This is a genomic window from Streptomyces sp. NPDC017991 (assembly GCF_044328075.1).
Taxonomy (GTDB): Bacteria; Actinomycetota; Actinomycetes; order Streptomycetales; family Streptomycetaceae; genus Streptomyces.
The window spans coordinates 122,921-143,846 of record NZ_JBIRGP010000018.1; the positions used below are offsets into that span (position 1 = coordinate 122,921).

Sequence of the window (20,926 nt, forward strand, 5' to 3'; positions counted from 1 at the left end):
TTGAGGGGGAGGGTGGCTAGGGCCGGAGTGCGCGCTGCGGCCCGGCGGGCCCCGCCCGCGCAGTTCCCCGCGCCCCCAAAAAACGGCCCTGCGCCCCATCTCTCACCTCCAGGCCAACGGAGAACAACGCGACAAGCCCCCACCGGCCGGCACGATTCTGGTCGGCGGTCAGCCCCGCCCTCTTCAGGGGCGCGGGGAACGGCGCGACAAGCCCCCACCGGCCCGCACCATTCCGGTCGGCCGTCGGCCCCGCCCCCTGCAGGGGCGCGGGGAACGGCGCGAACGGCCCCCGCCGGGCTGCGGGTTCGTACTCAGTGCGTGGATGTCGAACCGCCGGTCAAGCTGATCGCCTGGTCCAGGGCCTGGAGGAACCGGTTGACCGTAGGACGGTCACGCACCGCCAGCCGCAGCCAGGTCTCATCAAGTCCAGGGAACGTATCCCCCCGCCGCACCGCGAACCCCAGCCGCCGCAACCGCTCCCGCACAGCCCCCGCCCCAGGCAGCGAGACCAGAACGAACGGCCCCTCCGCGGGCTCCGCCACCCGTACCCCGTCGGACGCGAACTCCTTCAGCCCGGCGACCAGATGCGCCCGGTCCGTCGCCACCCGCAGAGCCGCCCGGGCCTGCTCGGCCAGCGCATCCGGCGTCATACAGGCCTCGGCGGCGGCCAGAGCGGGCGTGGACACCGGCCAGAGCGGCTGCCCCCGTTCGAGCTCGCCGATCGTCTCGGGCGCCGCGAGCACGTACCCGATCCGCAGCCCCGCCAGCCCCCACGTCTTGGTAAGACTGCGCAGCACCACGAGCCCCGGTACGTCGGTCCGCTCCGCGAGCGCCTCCCGTTCGTCGGGCACCGCGTCCATGAACGCCTCGTCGACCACCAACGTCCGCCCAGGACAGGCGAGTTCCGCGATCAGCCCGGCCGGATGGAGCACGGACGTGGGATTGGTCGGGTTGCCGATCACCACCAGGTCCGCGTCCTCGGGGACGGCCGACGGGTCGAGCCGGAAACCCTCCTCGGGGCGGAGCAGCACCCGGCTCACCGTGTGCCCCGCGTCCCGCAGCGCCGCCTCCGGCTCGGTGAACTGCGGGTGTACGACGACAGGGTGACGGACCTTCAGCGAACGGGCGAGCAGCACGAAGGCCTCGGCGGCCCCGGCCGTGAGCAGCACCCGTTCCCCGGGCAGCCCGTGCCGTGCCGCCACCGCGGCCCGCGCGGCCCGCCCGTCCGGGTAGGCGGCCAGCCCGCCCAGCGACTCGGCGATACGGTCGCGCAGCCACTCCGGGGGAGTACCGGCACGGACGTTCACGGCGAGGTCGACGAGCGCCGAGCCGCCGTCGCGCACCTCGGCGTCACCGTGATGCCGCAGATCATGGCTCCGCCCCGGCCCCTGCCGCCCGTCTCTCCCGTCGCTGTCAGTGCGCATGGGAGGAAGCCTGGTCGTGGTCGTGGTCGCGGTGGTGGTCGCGGACATGGTGCCCGTGGCCGTCGTCGCCCGGCTGAGTCTCCCGGTAGCGCTCCATCACCAGGTCGAGCAGTTCGGGCTCCGGCCCGATGACGTCGGCGGGGACCACCTCGACCTCCGGACGCGCCGCCGCCCACCCCTCGCTCTGCTGCCGGATCCGCTCCGGGAGCACGCCGGTGAACAGGAAGTAGGGCAGCACGACGATCCGCCGCGCGCCGAGTCTCACGCAGCGGTCCAGGCCCGACGGCACGTCCGGCGCGGCCAGCGACACGAACGCCGTCTCCACGCCCGCGTAACCGCGCCCCTCCCACAGCAGCCGCGCCGCCTTGTGCACCTCCGCGTTGGCCTCCGGGTCGGCCGAGCCGCGGCCGACGAGCAGGACGGTCACCTCGGCCCGGTCCTGGGGTGTGCGCGCCGACCCGCCGAGCGCCTCGTCGAGCCGCCGCTCCAGCACGGCGAGCAGCGCGGGATGCGGACCCAGCGGGCGCCCGTACGCGTACGAGGTCCCCGGATGCCGTGCCTGCTCACGGGCGAGCGCGGCCGGGAGGTCGCCCTCGGCGGACCCGGCGGACACGAGCATCAGCGGGACCGCGGCGAACCGGCGCACCCCCTGCGCGGCCAGCTCGGCCACCGCGTCGCCGAGCGGCGGCGGGGAGAGCCCGATGAAACCGCCCGCCACGGGCAGGCCGGGGTTGCGCCGGCCCAGCTCCCGTACGAAGTCGCGGAACGCCTCGGCTCCGGCATCGTCCCGGGTGCCATGGCCTGCGAGGAGCAGGGCTGGGGCGGGGGTGGTCACGAGGTCTCCTCGGGATACGTCATGGAGTGGGGGGTTGGGGGGCTGGGCGGGGGTGAGAGGGCGGGGCGTCGGCTCCGGGCAGGGCCGGAGCCGGCGAGTGTCCGGCGTGCCCGAGGCGCCTGACGGGTGTGACGGCTCACCGGGGCTCCTCCCGCCGACGGTGGCCGCGCTGCGCCACCTTACGACCGGAGGCCTCGCGGGTCGCCGTCCCGCCCACACTCATCCCGGGCACTCCGGCCCCGGCCGTACGATCCCGCTCCACCTCGGTCCCGAGAACGGCCCCCGCACCGGCCCCGGCCACCGGGAGCCGCCCGCCCCCGGTCCGGCGTACGACCGCGCAGGTCGCCATCGCCGGGCGCGCGGACGACGTGCGCTTGGGGACGAGAAGCTCACCGCCACGGGCGAGGGCCGCGGCCTCGGCGACCGAGGGCGTACCGACGGCGGCGAGCGGCGCGTCCGAGGGGTTCGGCACGTCGACCCGTGCCAATTCCTCGGCGCCGTACGTCACCACGGGCACCCCGAGCCGCTCGGCCGCACCGAGTATCCCGGGCTCGTCGGCCTTCGTGTCGACGGTGGCGAGTTCGACGACGGACCGCGCGGACAGCCCGGCGTCCCGCAGGGCGTCCTCGACGAGCCCGAGCATCTCGTCGACCGGTACGCCCCTGGAGGCACCCACGCCGACCACGAGGGACGGCGATCTTTCCGGAAGCCGTGCAAGCCGGGAGGCATCCGGAGTGCGGCGAACGTGCGTGAAGGCCGGTTGATCGGATAGCAAGGGCGTATGGCGGTGTTCGTCGCGCTCGGCGCGTTCCTCATGACGCTGGCCGGCGGCTGGACGGCGCAACGCGTCACAGACCGCCGCCACCTCGTACTCGGCCTGGCCGGCGGCCTGATGCTGGGCGTCGTCGGCCTCGATCTGCTGCCGGAGGCGCTCCACGCGGCGGGCGAGGAGATCTTCGGCGTCCCGGCCGCGCTGCTGCTGTTCGTGGCCGGTTTCCTCGCGGCCCATATGGTGGAACGGCTGCTGGCCGTGCGCCAGGCCTCGCACGGCGGCGGGGAACACGACGGGCGGACGCCCCAGGTGGGTCTGACGGCCGCCGCCGCGATGGTCGGCCACAGCGCCATGGACGGGGTGGCGATCGGCGCGGCCTTCCAGGTGGGCGGCGGGATGGGAGCGGCCGTGGCGGTCGCCGTGATCGCCCACGACTTCGCGGACGGCTTCAACACGTACACGATCACGACCCTGTACGGGAACGCCCGCCGCAAGGCGGTCGCGATGCTCGTCGCGGACGCCGCGGCCCCCGTGATCGGTGCCGCCTCGACGATGCTGTTCACCATTCCCGGGCATCTGCTCGGCGGATACCTCGGCTTCTTCGGCGGCGCGCTCCTCTACCTCGCCGCCGCCGAGATCCTCCCCGAGGCCCACCACGAACACCCCGCCCGCTCCACACTGCTGTGCACGCTCGCCGGGGTGGCCTTCATCTGGCTGGTCGTCGGCATCGCCGAGTGAGCCAGGGGTGACCGGCCCCAGCGCGCCGGGAGCCGGTCTCATGACCCAGTACTCCCGGCACCGCCAACGTTCCCGGCACACCTCTCCACGAACCTGCGGGCGACACCGGGCGAGCCCGCCCAGTGCGTGTGCAGATAGCTCGCGTGCACGCCCCGCTGCACGAATCCCTCGACCCGCCGCACGGGAGTGCGCAACCCCCAGGCGGCGGTCGCCCCGGCCCCCGGCTCGACGACGGTCCGGTGGAACTCGTGCCCCCGCATCCGGGTGCCCGCCTCGGCCAGCGAACTGTCGGACACCGCCACGGCGTCGCGGTACCCGAGCGTCAGCCGCGCGTCCATCCGGGCCTCGGCGTCGATGACCCCGCACATCGGCAGCCCGTCGAGCTCACGCGAGAGGTAGAGCAGCCCCGCGCACTCGGCCGCGATCGGCGCCCCGCTCTCGGCGAGCGCGGCAACGGCCTTGCGCAGCGGTTCGTTGGCGGACAGTTCCGGCCCGAACACCTCGGGAAACCCGCCCCCCAGGACCAGCCCGCGGGTCCCGTCCGGCAACTGCTCGTCCCGCAGCGGATCGAACGTGACGACGTCGGCCCCGGCGGCGGCCAGCAACTCGGCCTGCTCGGCATAGGAAAAGGTGAAGGCAGACCCCCCGGCGACGGCGACGACCGGAGCGTTTCTCAGCCCGTCCGGCGTTTGAGGACGAGCGCGAAGCGCGATACGGGGGGCAAGGGGGCGCGGCCCCCATGCGTGGATGGGATCGGGCAGGGGCGGCGGGGGCGAGGAAGTCAGCGCCTCACCCGCATCCCAAGCCCCACCCCCCACGTCCCCCGCACTGCGCGCCAACGCGAACAGCGCCTCCAGATCACACCCGGCCCGCACCCGCGCCCCCATCGCCGCGACAGCGGCAACCGCCTCGGCCCGCCGCTCGGCCACAGGCACCAGCCCGAGATGCCGGGACGGCGTACCCACCTCCTCGGCCCGCCGCAGAGCGCCCAGCACCGGCACCCCGGACTGATCCATCGCCTCCCGCAACAGCGCCTCGTGCCGATCGGACGCGACCTTGTTGAGAATCACCCCGCCGATCCGCACCCCGGGATCCCAGGAGGCGAACCCGTGCACGAGCGCGGCCACCGACCGGGACTGCGAGGACGCGTCCACGACCAGCACCACGGGCGCCCGCAGCAACTTCGCCACATGGGCGGTGGAGGCCAGCTCCCCTTCCCCGGAAGCCCCGTCGAACAGCCCCATCACCCCCTCGACCACCGCGAGATCACACCCGCGCGCCCCATGGGCGAACAGCGGCGCGATCAACTCGGGCCCGCACATGTAGGAGTCGAGATTGCGCCCCACCCGCCCGCTGGCGAGCGAGTGGTACCCGGGATCGATGTAGTCCGGCCCCACCTTGTGCGGGGACACGGCGAGCCCCCGCGAGGCGAACGCGGCCATCAGCCCCGTCGCCACGGTGGTCTTGCCACTCCCGGAGGCGGGCGCGGCGACGACCAACCGAGGGACGGACCCGGAGCCAGCCCCAGACCCAGAGCCGAAGTCGGACCCGGAGCTGGACGCTCCCGAGGCGGAACCGAGGGACATCACCACTCGATGCCCCTCTGCCCCTTCTGACCGGTGTCCATCGGATGCTTGACCTTGGACATGTCGGTCACCAGGTCGGCGAAGTCGACCAGCTTCTCGGGAGCGTTGCGCCCGGTGATGACCACGTGCTGGGTCCCGGTCCGGCCCCGCAGCACCTCCACGACCTCGTCGACGTCGACCCAGCCCCAGTGCATCGGGTAGGCGAACTCGTCGAGCACGTACAGCTTGTACGTCTCGGCGGCCAGGTCCCGCTTGACCTGCTCCCAGCCCTCGCGGGCCTTCTCCTCGTTGTCCAGCTGGGAGTCGCGCTGCACCCACGACCAGCCTTCGCCCATCTTGTGCCAGTCGACGGACCCGCCCTCACCGCTGGCGCCGAGGACGCGCAGGGCGTTCTCCTCGCCGACCTTCCACTTCGCGGACTTGACGAACTGGAACACCCCGATCGGCCATCCCTGGTTCCAGGCGCGCAGCGCGAGCCCGAAGGCGGCGGTGGACTTTCCCTTCCCGATGCCGGTGTGCACCATGACGAGCGGCCGGTTCCGTCGCTGACGTGTCGTCAGTCCGTCGTCCGGTACGACACTCGGCTGTCCCTGAGGCATTACGCGGCCTTCCTGCCGTTGCCCTGGCTGCCCTGGCTGTTGCCCCGGCCGCCGCGCTGCACATCCCTGACCAGACCGGCGATGGAGTCGGCCCGCAGCTCGTCGAGCGTCACGGCCGTACCGCCGAGTTCACCCGCGAGCTGCCCCGCGAGTCCGAGCCGCACCAGGCCCGACTCGCAGTCGACGACGACGGACGCGACCTTGTCGGCGGCGAACAGCCGGGCGGCCCGCCCGGCGAGCGCCACCGGTTCGGGGCCGCCCGTGGCCCGTCCGTCCGTCACCAGCACGACCAGCGCGCGCCGGGCCGGATCACGCAACCGCTCCACCCGCAGCACGTCGTGCGCCCGCAGCAGTCCGGCCGCGAGCGGCGTACGCCCGCCGGTGGGCAGCGACTCCAGCCGCACCGCGGCCGCGTCGACCGACGACGTGGGCGGCAGCGCCACCTCGGCCGCGGACCCGCGGAAGGTCACGAGCCCCACCTTGTCCCGGCGCTGGTAGGCGTCGAGGAGCAGGGACAGCACCGCTCCCTTCACGGCGCCCATCCGCTGCCGGGCCGCCATGGACCCGGACGCGTCCACGACGAACAGCACGAGGTTCCCCTCGCGCCCTTCCCTGGTGGCCTGCCGCAGATCGTCCCGCCGTACGACGAGGCCGGGCCCGGACCGTCCCCGTGCCCGCTGATGCGGCGCCGCGGCCTGCACGGTCGCGGCCAGATGCAGCTTGGTGAGCGCCCCGCGCGGCCGGCGCGCCCCGGTGGTGCGCCCGTGCTCGGTCCGGGCCCGCGAGCGCCGCCCGGCCGCTCCCTCGCCAAGACCGGGCACGCTCAGCACCTTCGTACGGAAGGGCTCGGCGGCCCGTACGGGGGACTGCTCGCCCGCGCCGGGGGACGGTGCCCGGCCGTTCTCGGACTCGTTCGCGGGGGCCTCGCCCTGCGCGGGCACCTCACCGGAACCGTCGTCGCCGCTATTACTGTCGCCGCCGTCGTCGGGCCCGTCCTGCGGGGGGCGCCCGCCACCGCCACCGGGCCCGTCCGGATCCGGGTCCTCGTCGCCGGAGCCGTCGGTGTCCTCGGGGCTGCCCGAGTCGTCGGTGTCCTCGTCGCTCGCGAACTCCTCCATCGTCTCGTCGAGCCTGTCCTCGTCGAGACCGGGCGCGTCGAAGGGATTGCGCCGGCGCCGGTGCGGCAGCGCGAGGAGCGCGGCCTGCCGTACGTCCTCGGCGAGCACGTCGGTCCGTCCCGCCCAGGCGGCCAGCGCGGTGGCGGTCCTGGCCATCACGATGTCGGCCCGCATGCCGTCCACCTCGAACGCGGCGCAGGTCGCCGCGATCTGCCGCAGCGCGCCGTCGCCGAGCCGCACCGACGGCAGCAGCTCCCGCGCGGCCACGATCCGCGCCCGTACGTCGGACTCCTCGTCGGCCCAGCGCGTCGCGAACCCCTCCGGGTCGTCGTCGTACGCGAGCCGCCGCCGTACGACCTCCACCCGCTGGTCGGGGTCGCGCGAGGCCGCCACCTCGACGGTGAGCCCGAACCGGTCGAGCAACTGCGGCCGCAGTTCGCCCTCTTCGGGGTTCATGGTCCCGACGAGCAGGAACCGCGCGGCATGCCGTACGGAGACGCCCTCGCGCTCCACGTACGAGGCACCCATCGCCGCCGCGTCGAGGAGCAGGTCGACCAGGTGGTCGTGGAGGAGGTTGACCTCGTCCACGTACAGGAGTCCGCGGTGGGCGTCGGCCAGCAGGCCGGGCTCGAAGGCCTTCACGCCCTCCGAGAGCGCCCGTTCGATGTCGAGCGCGCCGACGAGGCGGTCCTCGGAGGCGCCGACGGGCAGTTCGACCATCCGGGCAGGACGGGGCGTGCCCGGGCCCACCTCGTGGGGGCCGTCCGGGCAGGCCGGATCGGGGGCGTCCGGCGCACAGGAGAACCGGCAGCCGGGGACGACGTCGACCTGCGGCATGAGCGCCGAGAGCGCGCGCACGGCCGTGGACTTGGCGGTGCCCTTCTCGCCGCGGACGAGCACACCGCCCACCGCGGGGGAGACGGCGTTCAGCAGCAGTGCCAGGCGCAGGTCGTCCTGACCGACCACGGCCGTGAACGGGAACGGGGTACTCACTGGTTGTCGTCCTCCAAATAGCCCAAACGGACTTCGTGGCTAAGGCGGCCCTCGCGCAGGCTCATACGGGCGCTCCCGGTGGGATGAAAGGCAGTCCGGCCGGTGCGCCGGACTCGATGAGCCGCCACAGCGCGTCCGTGTCCGCGTGTTCCTCGATCAGATCGCCCAGCCGGTCGAGCTGCTCCTCGCGCAGCCCCTCGAACGAGGTGTCGGCGGCCGGTACGAAGCGCCGCCCCGCCGCGGCCGCCACCTCGCGCAGGAAGGCACGCCGGAAGCCGTCCGACTCCAGCGAACCGTGCCAGTGCGTCCCCCAGACCTCGCCGACCCGGCAGCCGTCCAGGAAGGGTTCGCCGCCGTGCACATGGGCGACCCCGTGATGGATCTCGTACCCCTGGACGGGTTCGCCGAGAGCCTCGCCGACGGGGCGGGTGAGGGTCTTCTCCCGTGCGAACCGCACGCGTACCGGGAGGAGTCCGAGGCCGTCGACGGCGCCGGCCCCCGACTCGACCTCGTCCTCGATGTGTTCGCCGAGGAGCTGGAAGCCGCCGCAGATGCCCAGCACGGGGCGCCCTTCGGCGGCCCTGCGCACCAGGGCGTCCGCGAGGCCGCGCCGCCGCAGCCACTCCAGGGCCCGGACCGTGCCCCGGGTGCCGGGTACGACGACCAGGTCGGCGTCGACGAGTTCCTCGGCGCGGTCCACGAACCGCACGACGACGCCCGGTTCGGCGGCGAGGGCGTCCAGGTCCGTGAAGTTGGACATCAGGGGGATCGCGCAGACGGCGACCCGCAGGATGTCCTCACCGACGGGGGAGGAGACCTCGGACTCGCGCACCGAGCCCCGCAGGGACACTCGGAGCCCGTCCTCCTCGTCGATGCCGAGCCCGTGCCGGAAGGGCAGGATGCCGTAGGTGTGCCGCCCGGTGAGCCCGTGCAGCATGTCGACGCCGGGTTCGAGCAGGGAGACGTCCCCGCGGAACTTGTTGACGAGGAACCCGGCGACCAGCTCCTGGTCCTCGCGCGACAGCAGGGCCACCGTCCCGAAGAACGAGGCGAAGACCCCGCCGCGGTCGATGTCCCCCACCACGAGGACGGGCAGCCGCGCGCCCCGCGCGATCCCCATGTTCACGATGTCGGTGCGCCGCAGGTTGATCTCGGCGGGACTGCCCGCCCCCTCACAGATCACCGCGTCATACGTGCCCCGCAACTCGGCCAGACAGTCCAGCACGGTCCCGAGCAGCGCCTCCTGACGGCCGCCGTGATAGCCGCGCGCGCTCAGCTCGCCCACGGGCTTGCCCATCAGGACGACCTGGCTGCTGCGGTCACCGCCCGGCTTGAGCAGGACGGGGTTCATGAGCACGGAGGGCTCCACGCGGGCGGCCTGCGCCTGCATGGCCTGCGCACGCCCGATCTCCGCGCCCTCCCGCGTCACGAACGAGTTCAGCGACATGTTCTGCGCCTTGAACGGCGCGACCTTGACGCCCCGGCGCACCAGCCACCGGCAGATGCCGGCGGTCACGACGCTCTTGCCCGCGTCGGAGGTGGTACCGGCGACGAGGAGCCCGCCGCCCGGTCCGCCGCCCGGCCTCCCGCCCGTTCCCCCGCTCATGACGTACGCCCTTTCGTGACAGGTGACTTGGCGAGCGGCCCGGCGTGTGACGTGGTGAGCGAGGTGACGAGGGAGGTGACGAGCAGCCGCCCGGCGACACTCGCGCCCAGCGCGAGGAGGCTCACCCGTCGCGAGAGCCGGACGGCCCGCTCGATGTCCTCGACCCGCACGGCCCGCCCCGGACCGTTGAGCACGGGCCGATGTTCGACCCGTCCCGCGTACGAGAGCGTGCCGCCGAGCCGTACCCCGAGCGCACCCGCGAACGAGGCCTCCACGGGCCCGGCGTTGGGACTCGGATGCTTGCCGGCGTCGGCGCGCCAGGCGGTGACCGCCCCACGTGGATTCCCCCCGGCGACGGCGGCGAGGACCGCGGTCAGGCGCGCCCCGGGCCACCCCACCACGTCGTCGAGCCGTGCGGAGGCCCACCCGTACCGCCGGTGGCGGGTCGACTTGTGCCCGACCATGGCGTCCAGGGTGTTGACGGCCCGGAACCCGACCAGCCCGGGCACGTCCGCGACCGCGCCCCACACCAGGGCGCCCACGACGGCGTCGGAGGTGTTCTCGGCGACCGACTCGACCACCGCGCGGGCGATCCCGTCGGCGTCCAGGGCCTGCGGGTCGCGCCCGCACAGATGCGGCAGCCGCTCACGGGCCACCTCGATGTCCCCGGCGGCCAGCGCCCCGCCGACGGCCCGGGCCTCACGCCCGAGCGAGGTCCCCCCGACCACCGCCCAGGTGGCCGCCGCGGTCAGGACGACGGAGGCGACGGGGGAGGTACGTACGGAACGCCTGGCGGCCACGGCGAGGGAGACGGCGCCGCCCGCGCACACCGCGGTGTGCAGCGCCCCCCATCCCCGGTGGTCGCGCCACAGGGCCCGCTCGACGGTTCCCGCGGCCCGGCCGAACGCGGCGACCGGATGCCCCCGGCGGGGATCGCCGAGCAGCAGGTCACCGAGGAGGCCGACGGCGGCGCCGTACGCGAAGACGCGATCGGCTCGCATCGGTTCAGCCCGCCGTCACGCGAGGCGAGACCCTCGTACCGGGCCCGGGCCCGGGCACACTGGTCCACAACAGGTGGGCGCACATGGCGATATGTCCTCACTCAGGGTGTCCACGCCCTGGTTCGACGAGACCGACGGCGAGAGTTCCTGGCTCCCGGGGGATCGATTCCCCGGTGACAGTGGCGGGACCGCGCCGGATTCGCACCGGCTTCCTCTTCTGCCGACGTACATGGCCTCGGCAGTCCACCACGGTCCGAGAACACCCGTCAACTTGCTGTTGACCTGCGACGGGAGAGTGTGCTGAGACCCACATCCACCGACGGGCCCGCCCCGCGGACCGGTTTGCCGCGGACGTGCGACCGCCCTGCCGGGACCGCGGACGAGGCGGCTCCGGCAGGGCGGACGGTGACACTGCGGGCGTACGGCCCGACGGCCGTACCGGTCAGGCGACGATCAGATAGATCCCGTACGCCACGGCCGCCGCGCAGGCGGCGAAGCAGGCGTACGCGCCGGTGACCGCGAGGGTCGCGGAGCCACCCTGTGCGGCGGCCGACTCGCGCTTGGTGAGGCCGACGATGCCGAGGGTGAAGAGGCCCACGAGGGCGACGGTGGAGATGAGGCTGACTCCGAACACGGAGCCGAGGGCTGCCCAGTCGATCTTCATACGGTTCGTTCCTTACACCGTGGCCGGACGGGCGGGCTCGGCGTCCGGGCCCGGGATGGTGGTCTTGAGGTCGATGGCCGGGACGACCGGACCCGCGGGAGGCGGGGTGACGGCGGCGATCGCGGTGGTCACGACGCCCGCGGGCTCGTGGTCGTCGTTGACGTTGTCGACGGTGACGGGCTGGCGGCGGGACAGCGTCCAGATGACCGCGGAGCCGGCGATCAGCAGCGCGCCGGTGAGGACGATGCCCCAGGTGCCCTGCTTGGTCAGGAACTCGGCGCCCGCGCCCACCAGACCGGCGGCGGGGAGCGTGAGGCCCCAGGCGATGAACATGCGCGTCGCGGTCGACCAGCGGACGACACCGCCCTTGCGGCCCAGGCCCGAACCCATCACGGCGCCGGAGCAGGACTGGGTGGTCGAGAGGGAGAAGCCGAGGTGCGAGGAGGCCAGGATGACCGTCGCGGCGCTGGTCTGGGCGGCGAAGCCCTGCGGCGGCGCGAGGTCGGTGAGGCCCTTGCCCATGGTGCGGATGATGCGCCAGCCGCCCAGGTAGGTGCCGAGCGCGATGGCGATACCGGCCGAGACGATGACCCACAGGGGAGGGTTCGAGCCGGGCGCGAGCACCCCGCCGGTGACCAGGGCCAGGGTGATGATGCCCATGGTCTTCTGCGCGTCGTTCGTGCCGTGGGCCAGCGAGACCAGGCCCGCGGAGGTGATCTGACCCGCGCGGTAGCCCTTGGAGGTCGCCTTCTCACCGGCTCCGCGGCTGATCCGGTACGTCAGCCGGGTGGCGAGCATCGCGGCGAGTCCGGCCACCACGGGCGCGGCGATCGCGGGGAGGAGGACCTTGGTGATCACGGTCGAGCCGTTCACCGAGGACCAGCCCGCCGACATCACCGCGGCGCCGATCAGGCCGCCGAAGAGCGCGTGGGACGAACTGGAGGGCAGACCCAGGAGCCAGGTCAGCAGATTCCACAGAATGGCGCCGACGAGCGCCGCGAAGATCACCTCGGTGCGGATCCCCTCTTCGTTGATGAGGCCGCCGGAGATCGTCTTGGCGACCTCCACGGAGAGGAACGCACCGACGAGGTTCAGCACGGCGGACATGGCCACCGCCGTCTTGGGCTTGAGGGCGCCGGTCGAGATGGTCGTCGCCATCGCGTTGGCAGTGTCGTGGAAACCGTTCGTGAAATCGAACACGAGAGCGGTAACGATCACGATTCCGAGGAGGAGCGTGATGTGTTCCATTTACCCAGGCTTCTGTTGGACGACAGTGGCATGGGGAACGTAAGCAACCTGGGTGAACGGAAGATGAACTGAGTCGGGCGGTGGGGTGACCCAATCGAGGTGCCGCCACTCCGCTTGTGTCGAAGTGGCGGCGACGGCACTCGAAAGTCCCGGCACATTCTCGAACAGAGGCGGAATCCAGGGGTCCGCTACCCCGGTCATCCCCTCGCGAAGGTCTTCAGCCGGGACAGCGAACCGTTGAAGAGATTCTGGTCACCCGGCAGGCTGCCGCTGTTGTCGTACTGCCAGAACGTCCAGAATTTCCAGCCCGAGGGCAGCGACCCCGCGGATCCGCTGTAGCGGGCGAGCCACAGCGGATGGTTCGAGGCGAAGGCGGCGCTGTTGCCCGTGCAGGTCTTCCACCAGGTGTAGTTGGTGTAGATCACGGGCCGGCGGCCGGTCTGCCGCTTCACCTCGTCGCTGAAGGCCCTGATCCAGTCGACCATGCCGCTCCTGCTCAGCCCGTAGCACTTCTTCTTCTTGTCGTACGGGTTGTACTCGATGTCCAGCGCGGGCGGCAGCGTCCAGCCGTCCGCCCGCCAGCCGCCGCCGTTGCGCACGAAATAGGCGGCCTGCTCGGTGCCCGACGACGTGTGCGGCAGCGCGAAGTGGTACGCGCCACGGACGATGCCCGCGTTGCGCGCGCCGTCGTACTGCTGAGCGAAGTACGGGTTGCGGTACGTGTGCGACTCGGTGGCCTTCACGTAGACGAATGCGGCGCCTCTGCTCTTCGCGCTCGACCAGTTCACGTTCTTCTGGTGCGAGGACACGTCGTGCCCCTTGGGCTTGCCGGCGGCCGTGGCCGGCACCTCGACGAGTGCGGTGCCGCCGAGCGCCAGCGTCGCCACGGAAGCGGCGACGAGACGGGCACGCCGACGGGACGATGCGCGATGACTGGCCATGTTTTCCCCCGGAATGGCGACGTACGTGAAATACCTGTTCATCATCTTTCGGACGTGTGGGCGCCGCCCTGCAGTGCTCTCGCCCGAACGGAGCAGGGCCGGGCGGCTGGCAGGATCACGGCATGGCTGAGCAGCGGCGGGACACAGGAGACGGACAAGGCGCCGGGAGGGCGGGCGCGTCCCGGCCGGGGGTGGCGCTGGAGCGGGCGTGGGGCGACCTCGTGGCCACGGCCCGCCGGACGGTGTCCGACGGTCTGGTCGTCGGCACGTCGGGCAACGTGTCCGTGCGCGTGGGCGACACCGTCCTGGTCACGCCGACCGGGGTCCCGTACGACCGGCTGACGCCCGAGGATGTCTGCGGGGTGTCCCTGGACGGCCGGCGCGTGCTCGGTTCACTCGTTCCGACCAGCGAACTGCCCATGCATCTCGCGGTCTACTGCTCCACGGACGCGCGTGCCGTCGTGCACACCCACGCCGTGCACGCCACGGCCGTCTCGACCCTCGTCGCCGAGCTGCCCCTCGTCCACTACATGTCGGCCGCCCTCGGCGGGCCCGTCCGTGTCGCGCCCTACGCCACCTACGGCACGGAGGAGTTGGCCGAGAACATGCTCCGGGCCCTGCGGGACCGCACGGCCTGCCTCCTGCAGAACCACGGCACCCTCGCCCACGGCGCCACCCTCGACCAGGCCTACGACCGCACCGCCCAGCTCGAATGGATGTGCCGGGTGTGGCTCACCGCGTCGTCCGTTCCGGGCCTCACGCCCACCCTGCTGACCGAGGACCAGGTGGCGCGGGCGGGCGAGCGACTGGAGGGGTACGGCCAGCCGTGACATCGGGCCGTACGCGTCCGTACGCGGCCGTACACGCACAGGTCCGGCGGTCCGTGGCGGTACGCACAGCCCTCGCCGGACGGGGCCGTACACGCGAGCCCGGCCGGCCGGGGCCGCCATCGGCCCGGCCGTACGCGGCCGTGGACAGAGGCCCCGTCGGCCGTGGCCGCGGCACACCCGCGCGGCGGACGCCGGACCCACCCGCGCCGACCTTCCACTGGCCGACGGCGGGCTCCGTCAGGAGACTGGACCCGTGCGCACCGTGAAGCCGACGACGGCAGCCCTCACCACCGCCCTCACCGTGGCCGTGGCCGGCGCGGCCGGTATCGCCGCCGGCCGCTTCGCCGGCGACGCCGCCCTGAAGGCGGCGCCGGGTCGGCCGCTGCCCACCGAACCCCGCCTGACCGTGCACGCCACGGCCGCGGGCCAGATCGCCCTGACCCGCGCCCTCGCCTCCCGGCGCCCGGGCGTGTACGGCCTCGGCGGCGACGGCGGCCACGCCGTCGTCGGCCCGCTCCTGGCCGGGGCCGCGCACACCGCCGACACGGTGGTGCGCCGTCTGGAGCGCGTCACCCGAGGCACGCTGAAACCCGGCGACAAGGTGTGGTTCACGCCCGGCGTGCACGTCGGCGACCCGGGCACCGCCCTCGGCCTCCCTTTCACCGACGTGGACATCCCCGGAGAACTGGGCACCCTGCCCGCCTGGTTCGTGCCCGCCGCCCGTGACACCTGGGTGATCACCGTGCACGGCCTGGGCACCACTCGCGAACACCCCATGAACGTCATGGAGTTCCTGCACCGCCAGGCCTTTCCCGTCCTCGGCCTCGCCTATCGCGGGGACGCCGGCGCACCGCGGCCCCCGGCCGGCCTGAACTACCTCGGCGAGACCGAGTGGCGCGACCTGGACGCCGCCATCCGCTTCGCCGTGCGGTACGGCGCCGAACGGGTCGTCCTGCACGGCTGGTCGACCGGCGCCACCATGGCGCTGCGCGCCGCCGAGCACTCCGCGCTCCGCGAGCGGATCTCCGGGCTCGTCCTGGACTCGCCGGTCCTCAGCTGGGAGACCACCCTGCGAGCCCTCGCCACCGCCCGCCGCACCCCCGGCGCCCTGCTGCCGCTGGCCGTCCGCGCCGCCCAGGGCCGCACGGGCCTCGTCAGCGGCCGCGTCGAGGGCTCCGCCGACCCGGTACGGCTCAAGGTGCCCACCCTCGTCCTGCACGGCCCCGACGACACCGTCGCCCCCTGGGGGCCCTCCCGCCGCCTCGCGGACCGCCGCCCCGACCTCGTCACCCTCCACACGGTCCGCGACGCCCCGCACGGCGCCATGTGGAACGCCGACCCGGCCGGTTACGAAGAGGCCCTCCGCCGCTTTCTCACCCCGCTGATGTAGCCGCCCTCCCGCCCCGGCGGGGAAGCTTCCGTTTAACCCTGTACCAGTGGCCGGATCCCCCTCACAGTGCCTGCCGGGCCCGGCGCGCGGACCGCCTCTGTGGCCTCCTGTGGCATTCCGTTTGGGTTTTCGGACCGTCAACCGGAAGACTGCTCCCGTGACGTCCCGTATCCCGCGCGACTCCAGGCTCCGACTCGTCCGCCCGCGAACCCTGGCCGCCGCCCCCCGAGCGATGACCCAGAGGCCCGCCCGCCGGCCTGCCCCCCGCCCACCGGAGGGCACACCGGCACCGGCGGAACTCGCCCGCATGGCGCGCGCCGTGCTCGCCGGCGCGGCCCGGGTCGCCCGCTGGGCCGACGCCACCCTGAGCCCCGGCACCGGCCCCCGCCGGGACCGTGACGGCACGGTCTCCGGCGGCGGTTCCGCGGAGAACGGCGGCTCCGGAGGGAAGGGCGGCTCCGGGGGGAAGGGCACACTCTCCGACGCGGTCGCGCAACAGGCCGCCACCAGTCTGTCCCTGACCCCGGATCAGGTACGGGCGGACTGGGACATCGCACGGCTCGCCGGCCTGATCGAGGTGCACGGCGACACCGCGCGCCCCGGCTGGCGCCTGCGCGCCTGGAACCGCGACGACAGCGCCGTACTCCGCGGCTGGGTCGCCTTCTTCGACGCCTGGTCGATCGCCCACCCCGGTCCCGACGGACGCGAGCCCGCCACCGTCGCCGAGGTCGTCTCGGCGATGCCGCAGGTGCTCTCCTTCCTCCAGCTGTCCGCGGGCCCCGTCCCCGTTCCGCAACTCCTCGACCTGCTGGAGCAACGCGTCACGGAACTGCGCACCGAACGCTGCGAGATCCCCTACGGTCCGCAGCCCGGCCCCGTCGAGAGCTCGGCGAGCCCGGCCGAGGACACCCCGCTCGCCCCCCTTCTCGACTGGGCGCTGCACGCCCTCGCCGCCGTGGGCGCCCTCACCTGCGCCGACGGCCAGGCCACGCTCACCCCGCTGGGCAGCTGGGCCGTGTGGGTCAAGCTGGAGCAGATCTGCGTGGCCGCGCAGAGCCCCGCCGGGAACATCGAACAGGGCGCCGAGGACATGCTCCGCGGCTGCGCCCAGCTCAGACCGAACGCGGCCCGCGCCGAGTACCGCGCCTGGCTCGCCGCCCGCCCCGTCGGCAGCGCCGTCACCGAACTCCTCGCCGCCGCCCGCGGTGAGGACGCCCTGTCGCGCGGGCTGGCCTTCGAGGCCCTGCGCGTGGTCGGCGCCCCCGCCGAACCGGACGTCCGCGCGGTGGCGGACGAGACCCCCTTGCGCCCGTACGCCCTGCTGTGGCTCGCCGAGCACGACGGACACGACCCCGAGGACGCCCACCTGGTGCTCACCCGCGAGGAGGCCACCTGGCTGTGGGTCGACACCGCCGCGGCCGTCGCCGACCACGGCGAGGCCCCGCTCCTCGTACGGCACCTGGAGTCCGCGGTGCAGCCGACCGTCCCCGCGCTCCTCGACGAGGTGCGCGCGGTCGGCCACCCCCGCACCGTGCAGGTCCTGGTCGCGCTGGCCGCCGCCCACCCCGACCCGGCCCTCGCCAAGGCCGTCCGCCGCGCCGCCTTCCAGGTCCACCGAGGGGGCTAGGGCCTGCCGCGGCACCAGACACGACAGTGGTCCGGGGGCGGGCTCAGACCCTGGTCTCCGGGGCGTACGTGCCGAAGCTCCAGATGTTGCCCTCGATGTCCCGGGCCATGTAGTCCCGTGAGCCGTAGTCCTGGTCCGTCGGGGGCATCAGGATGTCCGCCCCGTGGTCCACGGCCCGCTGGTGGTGTGCGTCCACGTCGTCCACGACGACGTACACCCCGGTGGGGCCCGCGCTCTTCATGGCCTCGTCGAAGCGGCTGCCGGTGCCCTTGGAGCCCAGCATCACCGCGCCGTTGCCCTGCACCAGCTCGGCGTGCACCACCTTGCCCTCCTCGTCCTCGTAGACCGATGCCTCGGTGAAGCCGAAGGCCTCCGCGAGCTGCCTGATCGCGGATTTCGCGTCCGCGTACAGCAGCGTCGGGTAGATGCTCGGGCGTCCGCTGTCCGTGCCGGCCATGCCGATCACTCCTTCCGGTCCCGCTGTCCTGCCCCACCACTGGGACAGCACCTGAATGTGACCTGCCCCACAGTCTGGCACCCGGCACTGACAACAGCCCGTGAACGCCCGTCGGACAGCCGGGAGCGTGCCCGAGTACTCAGCGGAAGGTGTCGCAGCGGGCCATGTCCCCGGTGCGGTAGCCCTGGTGGAACCACTGCTGCCGCTGGGCGGCCGACCCGTGCGTCCAGGCCTCCGGTGTCACCCGGCCCTGGAACCGCTCCTGGATCCGGTCGTCGCCCACGGCCGCCGCCGCGTCCATCCCGTCGCGGATGTCGGCCTCCGTGAGGCCGGTGATCAGCGGTCGGCCCGTCGACTCGTCCTTCGTGGTCGTCGCGTGGTGCGCCCAGACGCCCGCATGGCAGTCGGCCTGCAACTCCACCCGCACCGCGTTGCTGTTCGCGCCGGTCCGCCCGTCCTGGGAACGGTCCAGGGTCCCCGTCAGGTCCTGCACGTGGTGCCCGTACTCGTGCGCCACCACGTACGCCTGCGCGAAGGGCCCGCCACTGGAGCCGAACGCGGTCCGCAGTTCCTCGAAGAAGCCCAGGTCCAGATAGACCTTCCGGTCACCCGGGCAGTAGAAGGGCCCGACCGCCGAGGTCGCCGTCCCACAGGCCGTACCGACCCGGTCGCTGAAGAAGACGGTCGGCGACCGCGTGTACGTACCGCCGCGGCGCTCGAACTCCTGCGCCCAGAAATCCTGGACGCTGTTGACGACCGCCACGATGCGGCAGTCCTCCTTGGTGTTCGCGTCCCGTCCGGTACGGCAGGTCTGCTGGACCTCGGCGAGGGACGAGGCGCTCGCCCCGGGTTCCTCGTCCCCGGCGGAGAGGCCCAGTTGGTCGGGCCCGACGCCGAGGAAGAGACCCAGCAGGAGGGCGATCAGACCGGCGACGCCGCCGCCCACCGTCGCCCTGCCGCCGGGGATCCGGCTGCCGCGCACATCCTGCACCTCGGAGGTGTCCAGGCCGGCGTCGTCGTCGAACTGCATGGGCGCTCCACCCTCCGCGGACGGGACCTGCGGGGTCGCCGCTCCGGTACCGCGTCGCCCCTGGCGCCATCCTCGCCCGCTCTCCGGAGCGCGGCGCCGGGCGGCGGGCCGAACGGGGGACGGACGAGGGCGCCCCACGACGGGCCGGGCGGGGCGCGGCACGGCCGCCACGGGGCAATGAGCGTCACACCCCCGAACACCCGCACACAGAAAAAGTCCTTGCATCGCCCCGTTAGACTTGGCCCATGGCCATTCTCCTCGTGCATTAGACGGCGTGAACGCCCTCAGCCGCCCACCCCGTCAACAACCCTGCCCAGGAGTCTGTCCGTGATTTCCGCTTCCGGTATCGAACTGCGTGCCGGCGCCCGCCTGCTCATCGAGTCCGCCACCTTCCGCATCGCCAAGGGCGACCGCATCGGCCTGGTCGGCCGCAACGGCGCGGGCAAGACCACCCTCACGAAGGTCCTCGCAGGTGAGGGCACCCCCGCCGCGGGCACCGTCGCCCGCTCCGGCGAGGTCGGCTACCTCCCGCAGGACCCGCGCACCGGCGACCTCGACATGCTGGCCGGCGACCGCGTCCTGTCCGCGCGCGGCCTGGACACCCTGATCCGCAAGATGCGCGAGAACGAGCAGCGCATCGCCAGCGGTTCGGGCGCCACCCGCGAGAAGGCGATGCGGCAGTACGAGCGCCAGGAGACGGAGTTCCTCACCAAGGGCGGGTACGCCGCCGAGGCGGAGGCCGCCACCATCGCCGCCGCGCTCAACCTCCCCGACCGGGTGCTCGGCCAGCCCCTCCATACGCTCTCCGGCGGTCAGCGCCGCCGTATCGAGCTGGCCCGCATCCTCTTCTCGGACGCGGACACCCTGCTCCTCGACGAGCCCACGAACCACCTCGACGCCGACTCCATCGTCTGGCTGCGGGACTACCTGAAGACGTACCGCGGCGGCTTCATCGTGATCTCCCACGACGTCGACCTGGTCGAGACGGTCGTCAACAAGGTGTTCTACCTGGACGCCAACCGCGCCCAGATCGACGTCTACAACATGGGCTGGAGGCTGTACCAGCAGCAGCGCGAGGCCGACGAGAAGCGCCGCAAGCGCGAGCGGCAGAACGCCGAGAAGAAGGCGACCGCCCTGCACTCGCAGGCCGACAAGATGCGCGCCAAGGCCACCAAGACCGTCGCCGCGCAGAACATGGCCAAGCGGGCCGACAAGCTCCTCGCGGGTCTGGAGGCCGAGCGGAAGTCCGACAAGGTCGCCAAGCTGCGCTTCCCCGACCCGTCCCCCTGCGGCAAGACCCCGCTGATGGCGGAGGGCCTGTCCAAGTCGTACGGCTCCCTGGAGATCTTCACCGACGTCGACCTGGCCATCGACAAGGGCTCCCGCGTCGTCATCCTCGGCCTGAACGGCGCGGGCAAGACGACCCTGCTCCGTCTCCTCGGCGGCGCGGAGAAGCCCGACACCGGCCAGATCATCGAGGGCCACGGCCTCAAGCTCGGCTACTACGCGCAGGAGCACGAGACCCTCGACCCCCAGCGCACGGTCCTGGAGAACATGCGCTCCGCCGCCCCCGACCTCGACCTCGTCCAGGTCCGCAAGACGCTCGGCTCGTTCCTGTTCTCCGGCGACGACGTCGACAAGCCGGCCTCCGTCCTCTCCGGCGGCGAGAAGACCCGTCTCGCGCTCGCCACCCTCGTGGTGTCGTCCGCGAACGTCCTGCTCCTCGACGAGCCGACGAACAACCTCGACCCGGCCAGCCGCGAGGAGATCCTCGGCGCGCTGCGCACCTACAAGGGCGCCGTCGTCCTCGTCACTCACGACGAGGGAGCCGTCCAGGCGCTCCAGCCGGAGCGGATCATCCTGCTGCCCGACGGCGTCGAGGACCTGTGGGGTGCCGATTACGCGGACCTGGTGGCCCTCGCCTGAGCGGTCCGTCGAGTGGTCGGCCGGGCGGTCCGTCGAGCGGGCCGCGTTGGTTGATCGTTTGACTGATCCACTCGCTGATCCACTGGCTGATCCACTTCGTATGGATCATTCGGCCGATCCGTGATCCATCATCTGAGTGAG

Annotated in this window: 17 protein-coding genes, 1 pseudogene and 1 riboswitch; of the genes and pseudogenes, 5 read left to right on the top strand and 13 right to left on the bottom strand. The window is 73.1% G+C overall.

The features are described from left to right. Positions 1-311: 311 nt before the first annotated feature. From cobC to ACH4DZ_RS39860, 3 genes and pseudogenes are all read right to left on the bottom strand, one after another. Positions 312-1,424: an Rv2231c family pyridoxal phosphate-dependent protein CobC gene (gene cobC / locus ACH4DZ_RS39850; RefSeq protein WP_398293867.1), complete on the bottom strand. Its 1,113-nt coding sequence runs from the start codon at positions 1,422-1,424 to the stop codon at positions 312-314. Beyond that, a complete protein-coding gene (locus ACH4DZ_RS39855; RefSeq protein ID WP_398293868.1) occupies positions 1,414-2,259 on the bottom strand; it encodes a sirohydrochlorin chelatase in 846 nt (281 codons plus the stop codon). Before ACH4DZ_RS39855 ends, cobC begins: the two co-directional genes overlap by 11 nt. A gap of 277 nt (positions 2,260-2,536) precedes the next feature. After that, positions 2,537-2,959: pseudogene (locus tag ACH4DZ_RS39860) on the bottom strand (cobalamin biosynthesis protein); the annotation flags it as partial. 81 nt (positions 2,960-3,040) lie between these two features. On the opposite strand from ACH4DZ_RS39860, the gene ACH4DZ_RS39865 reads away from it, so the two are divergent. Beyond that, entirely contained in the window at positions 3,041-3,769 is a 729-nt protein-coding gene (locus ACH4DZ_RS39865; RefSeq protein WP_398293870.1) for a ZIP family metal transporter, read from the top strand. A gap of 38 nt (positions 3,770-3,807) precedes the next feature. On the opposite strand, the gene ACH4DZ_RS39870 is transcribed toward ACH4DZ_RS39865, so the two are convergent. The 8 genes from ACH4DZ_RS39870 to ACH4DZ_RS39905 all read right to left on the bottom strand — a co-directional run bounded on the left by ACH4DZ_RS39870 (position 3,808) and on the right by ACH4DZ_RS39905 (position 13,525). Then, positions 3,808-5,355: a cobyrinate a,c-diamide synthase gene (locus ACH4DZ_RS39870; protein WP_398293872.1), complete on the bottom strand. Its 1,548-nt coding sequence runs from the start codon at positions 5,353-5,355 to the stop codon at positions 3,808-3,810. Beyond that, the gene (cobO, locus tag ACH4DZ_RS39875; protein ID WP_398293874.1) at positions 5,355-5,954 is read right to left on the bottom strand and encodes a cob(I)yrinic acid a,c-diamide adenosyltransferase; all 600 of its coding nucleotides are present in this window, start codon (positions 5,952-5,954) and stop codon (positions 5,355-5,357) included. The genes ACH4DZ_RS39870 and cobO overlap by 1 nt, the downstream gene beginning before the upstream one ends. Next, positions 5,954-8,065, bottom strand: a complete 2,112-nt coding sequence (locus ACH4DZ_RS39880; RefSeq protein ID WP_398293877.1) for a putative cobaltochelatase — start codon at positions 8,063-8,065, stop codon at positions 5,954-5,956. The genes cobO and ACH4DZ_RS39880 overlap by 1 nt, the downstream gene beginning before the upstream one ends. Positions 8,066-8,126: 61 nt before the next feature. Beyond that, on the bottom strand, positions 8,127-9,671 hold the full coding sequence (locus ACH4DZ_RS39885; RefSeq protein WP_398293879.1) for a cobyric acid synthase: 1,545 nt from the start codon (positions 9,669-9,671) through the stop codon (positions 8,127-8,129). Continuing rightward, on the bottom strand, positions 9,668-10,672 hold the full coding sequence (locus ACH4DZ_RS39890; RefSeq protein WP_398293881.1) for a cobalamin biosynthesis protein: 1,005 nt from the start codon (positions 10,670-10,672) through the stop codon (positions 9,668-9,670). Before ACH4DZ_RS39890 ends, ACH4DZ_RS39885 begins: the two co-directional genes overlap by 4 nt. 121 nt (positions 10,673-10,793) lie before the next feature. Beyond that, a riboswitch (cobalamin riboswitch) is annotated at positions 10,794-10,927 on the bottom strand. Between the two features lie 187 nt (positions 10,928-11,114). Beyond that, positions 11,115-11,336 (bottom strand): hypothetical protein, encoded by a 222-nt coding sequence (locus ACH4DZ_RS39895; protein WP_398293882.1) that lies wholly within the window; start codon positions 11,334-11,336, stop codon positions 11,115-11,117. A 12-nt stretch (positions 11,337-11,348) separates the two neighbouring features. Continuing rightward, positions 11,349-12,584: an anion permease gene (locus tag ACH4DZ_RS39900; RefSeq protein ID WP_398293884.1), complete on the bottom strand. Its 1,236-nt coding sequence runs from the start codon at positions 12,582-12,584 to the stop codon at positions 11,349-11,351. A 197-nt stretch (positions 12,585-12,781) separates the two neighbouring features. Continuing rightward, the gene (locus ACH4DZ_RS39905) at positions 12,782-13,525 is read right to left on the bottom strand and encodes a lysozyme (protein WP_398293886.1); all 744 of its coding nucleotides are present in this window, start codon (positions 13,523-13,525) and stop codon (positions 12,782-12,784) included. A gap of 122 nt (positions 13,526-13,647) precedes the next feature. On the opposite strand from ACH4DZ_RS39905, the gene ACH4DZ_RS39910 reads away from it, so the two are divergent. The 3 genes from ACH4DZ_RS39910 (at position 13,648) to ACH4DZ_RS39920 (ending at position 17,372) form a co-directional block, all read left to right on the top strand. Beyond that, the gene (locus tag ACH4DZ_RS39910; RefSeq protein WP_398293888.1) at positions 13,648-14,355 is read left to right on the top strand and encodes a class II aldolase/adducin family protein; all 708 of its coding nucleotides are present in this window, start codon (positions 13,648-13,650) and stop codon (positions 14,353-14,355) included. A 253-nt stretch (positions 14,356-14,608) separates the two neighbouring features. Continuing rightward, positions 14,609-15,745, top strand: a complete 1,137-nt coding sequence (locus ACH4DZ_RS39915; protein ID WP_398293890.1) for an alpha/beta hydrolase — start codon at positions 14,609-14,611, stop codon at positions 15,743-15,745. 157 nt (positions 15,746-15,902) lie between these two features. Next, a complete protein-coding gene (locus ACH4DZ_RS39920; protein WP_398293892.1) occupies positions 15,903-17,372 on the top strand; it encodes a hypothetical protein in 1,470 nt (489 codons plus the stop codon). A 43-nt stretch (positions 17,373-17,415) separates the two neighbouring features. On the opposite strand, the gene ACH4DZ_RS39925 is transcribed toward ACH4DZ_RS39920, so the two are convergent. Continuing rightward, the gene (locus tag ACH4DZ_RS39925) at positions 17,416-17,829 is read right to left on the bottom strand and encodes a VOC family protein (protein ID WP_398293894.1); all 414 of its coding nucleotides are present in this window, start codon (positions 17,827-17,829) and stop codon (positions 17,416-17,418) included. A 139-nt stretch (positions 17,830-17,968) separates the two neighbouring features. Continuing rightward, positions 17,969-18,859 (bottom strand): neutral zinc metallopeptidase, encoded by an 891-nt coding sequence (locus ACH4DZ_RS39930; RefSeq protein WP_398293896.1) that lies wholly within the window; start codon positions 18,857-18,859, stop codon positions 17,969-17,971. A gap of 327 nt (positions 18,860-19,186) precedes the next feature. Between ACH4DZ_RS39930 and ACH4DZ_RS39935 the strand changes: the two genes are divergently transcribed. Beyond that, complete coding sequence (locus ACH4DZ_RS39935; RefSeq protein ID WP_398293898.1) at positions 19,187-20,785, top strand: ABC-F family ATP-binding cassette domain-containing protein; 1,599 nt, start codon at positions 19,187-19,189, stop codon at positions 20,783-20,785. The last annotated feature ends 141 nt before the right edge of the window (positions 20,786-20,926 follow it).

Bases quoted from the DNA above. Each gene is read 5' to 3' on its own strand.
- ACH4DZ_RS39910 (WP_398293888.1), top strand. From the start codon at position 13,648: ATGGCTGAGCAGCGGCGGGACACAGGAGACGGACAAGGCGCCGGGAGG.
- cobC (WP_398293867.1), bottom strand. From the start codon at position 1,424: ATGCGCACTGACAGCGACGGGAGAGACGGGCGGCAGGGGCCGGGGCGG.
- cobO (WP_398293874.1), bottom strand. From the start codon at position 5,954: ATGCCTCAGGGACAGCCGAGTGTCGTACCGGACGACGGACTGACGACA.
- ACH4DZ_RS39930 (WP_398293896.1), bottom strand. From the start codon at position 18,859: ATGCAGTTCGACGACGACGCCGGCCTGGACACCTCCGAGGTGCAGGAT.
- ACH4DZ_RS39885 (WP_398293879.1), bottom strand. From the start codon at position 9,671: ATGAGCGGGGGAACGGGCGGGAGGCCGGGCGGCGGACCGGGCGGCGGG.
- ACH4DZ_RS39895 (WP_398293882.1), bottom strand. From the start codon at position 11,336: ATGAAGATCGACTGGGCAGCCCTCGGCTCCGTGTTCGGAGTCAGCCTC.
- ACH4DZ_RS39905 (WP_398293886.1), bottom strand. From the start codon at position 13,525: ATGGCCAGTCATCGCGCATCGTCCCGTCGGCGTGCCCGTCTCGTCGCC.
- ACH4DZ_RS39870 (WP_398293872.1), bottom strand. From the start codon at position 5,355: ATGTCCCTCGGTTCCGCCTCGGGAGCGTCCAGCTCCGGGTCCGACTTC.
- ACH4DZ_RS39865 (WP_398293870.1), top strand. From the start codon at position 3,041: ATGGCGGTGTTCGTCGCGCTCGGCGCGTTCCTCATGACGCTGGCCGGC.
- ACH4DZ_RS39925 (WP_398293894.1), bottom strand. From the start codon at position 17,829: ATGGCCGGCACGGACAGCGGACGCCCGAGCATCTACCCGACGCTGCTG.
- ACH4DZ_RS39890 (WP_398293881.1), bottom strand. From the start codon at position 10,672: ATGCGAGCCGATCGCGTCTTCGCGTACGGCGCCGCCGTCGGCCTCCTC.
- ACH4DZ_RS39900 (WP_398293884.1), bottom strand. From the start codon at position 12,584: ATGGAACACATCACGCTCCTCCTCGGAATCGTGATCGTTACCGCTCTC.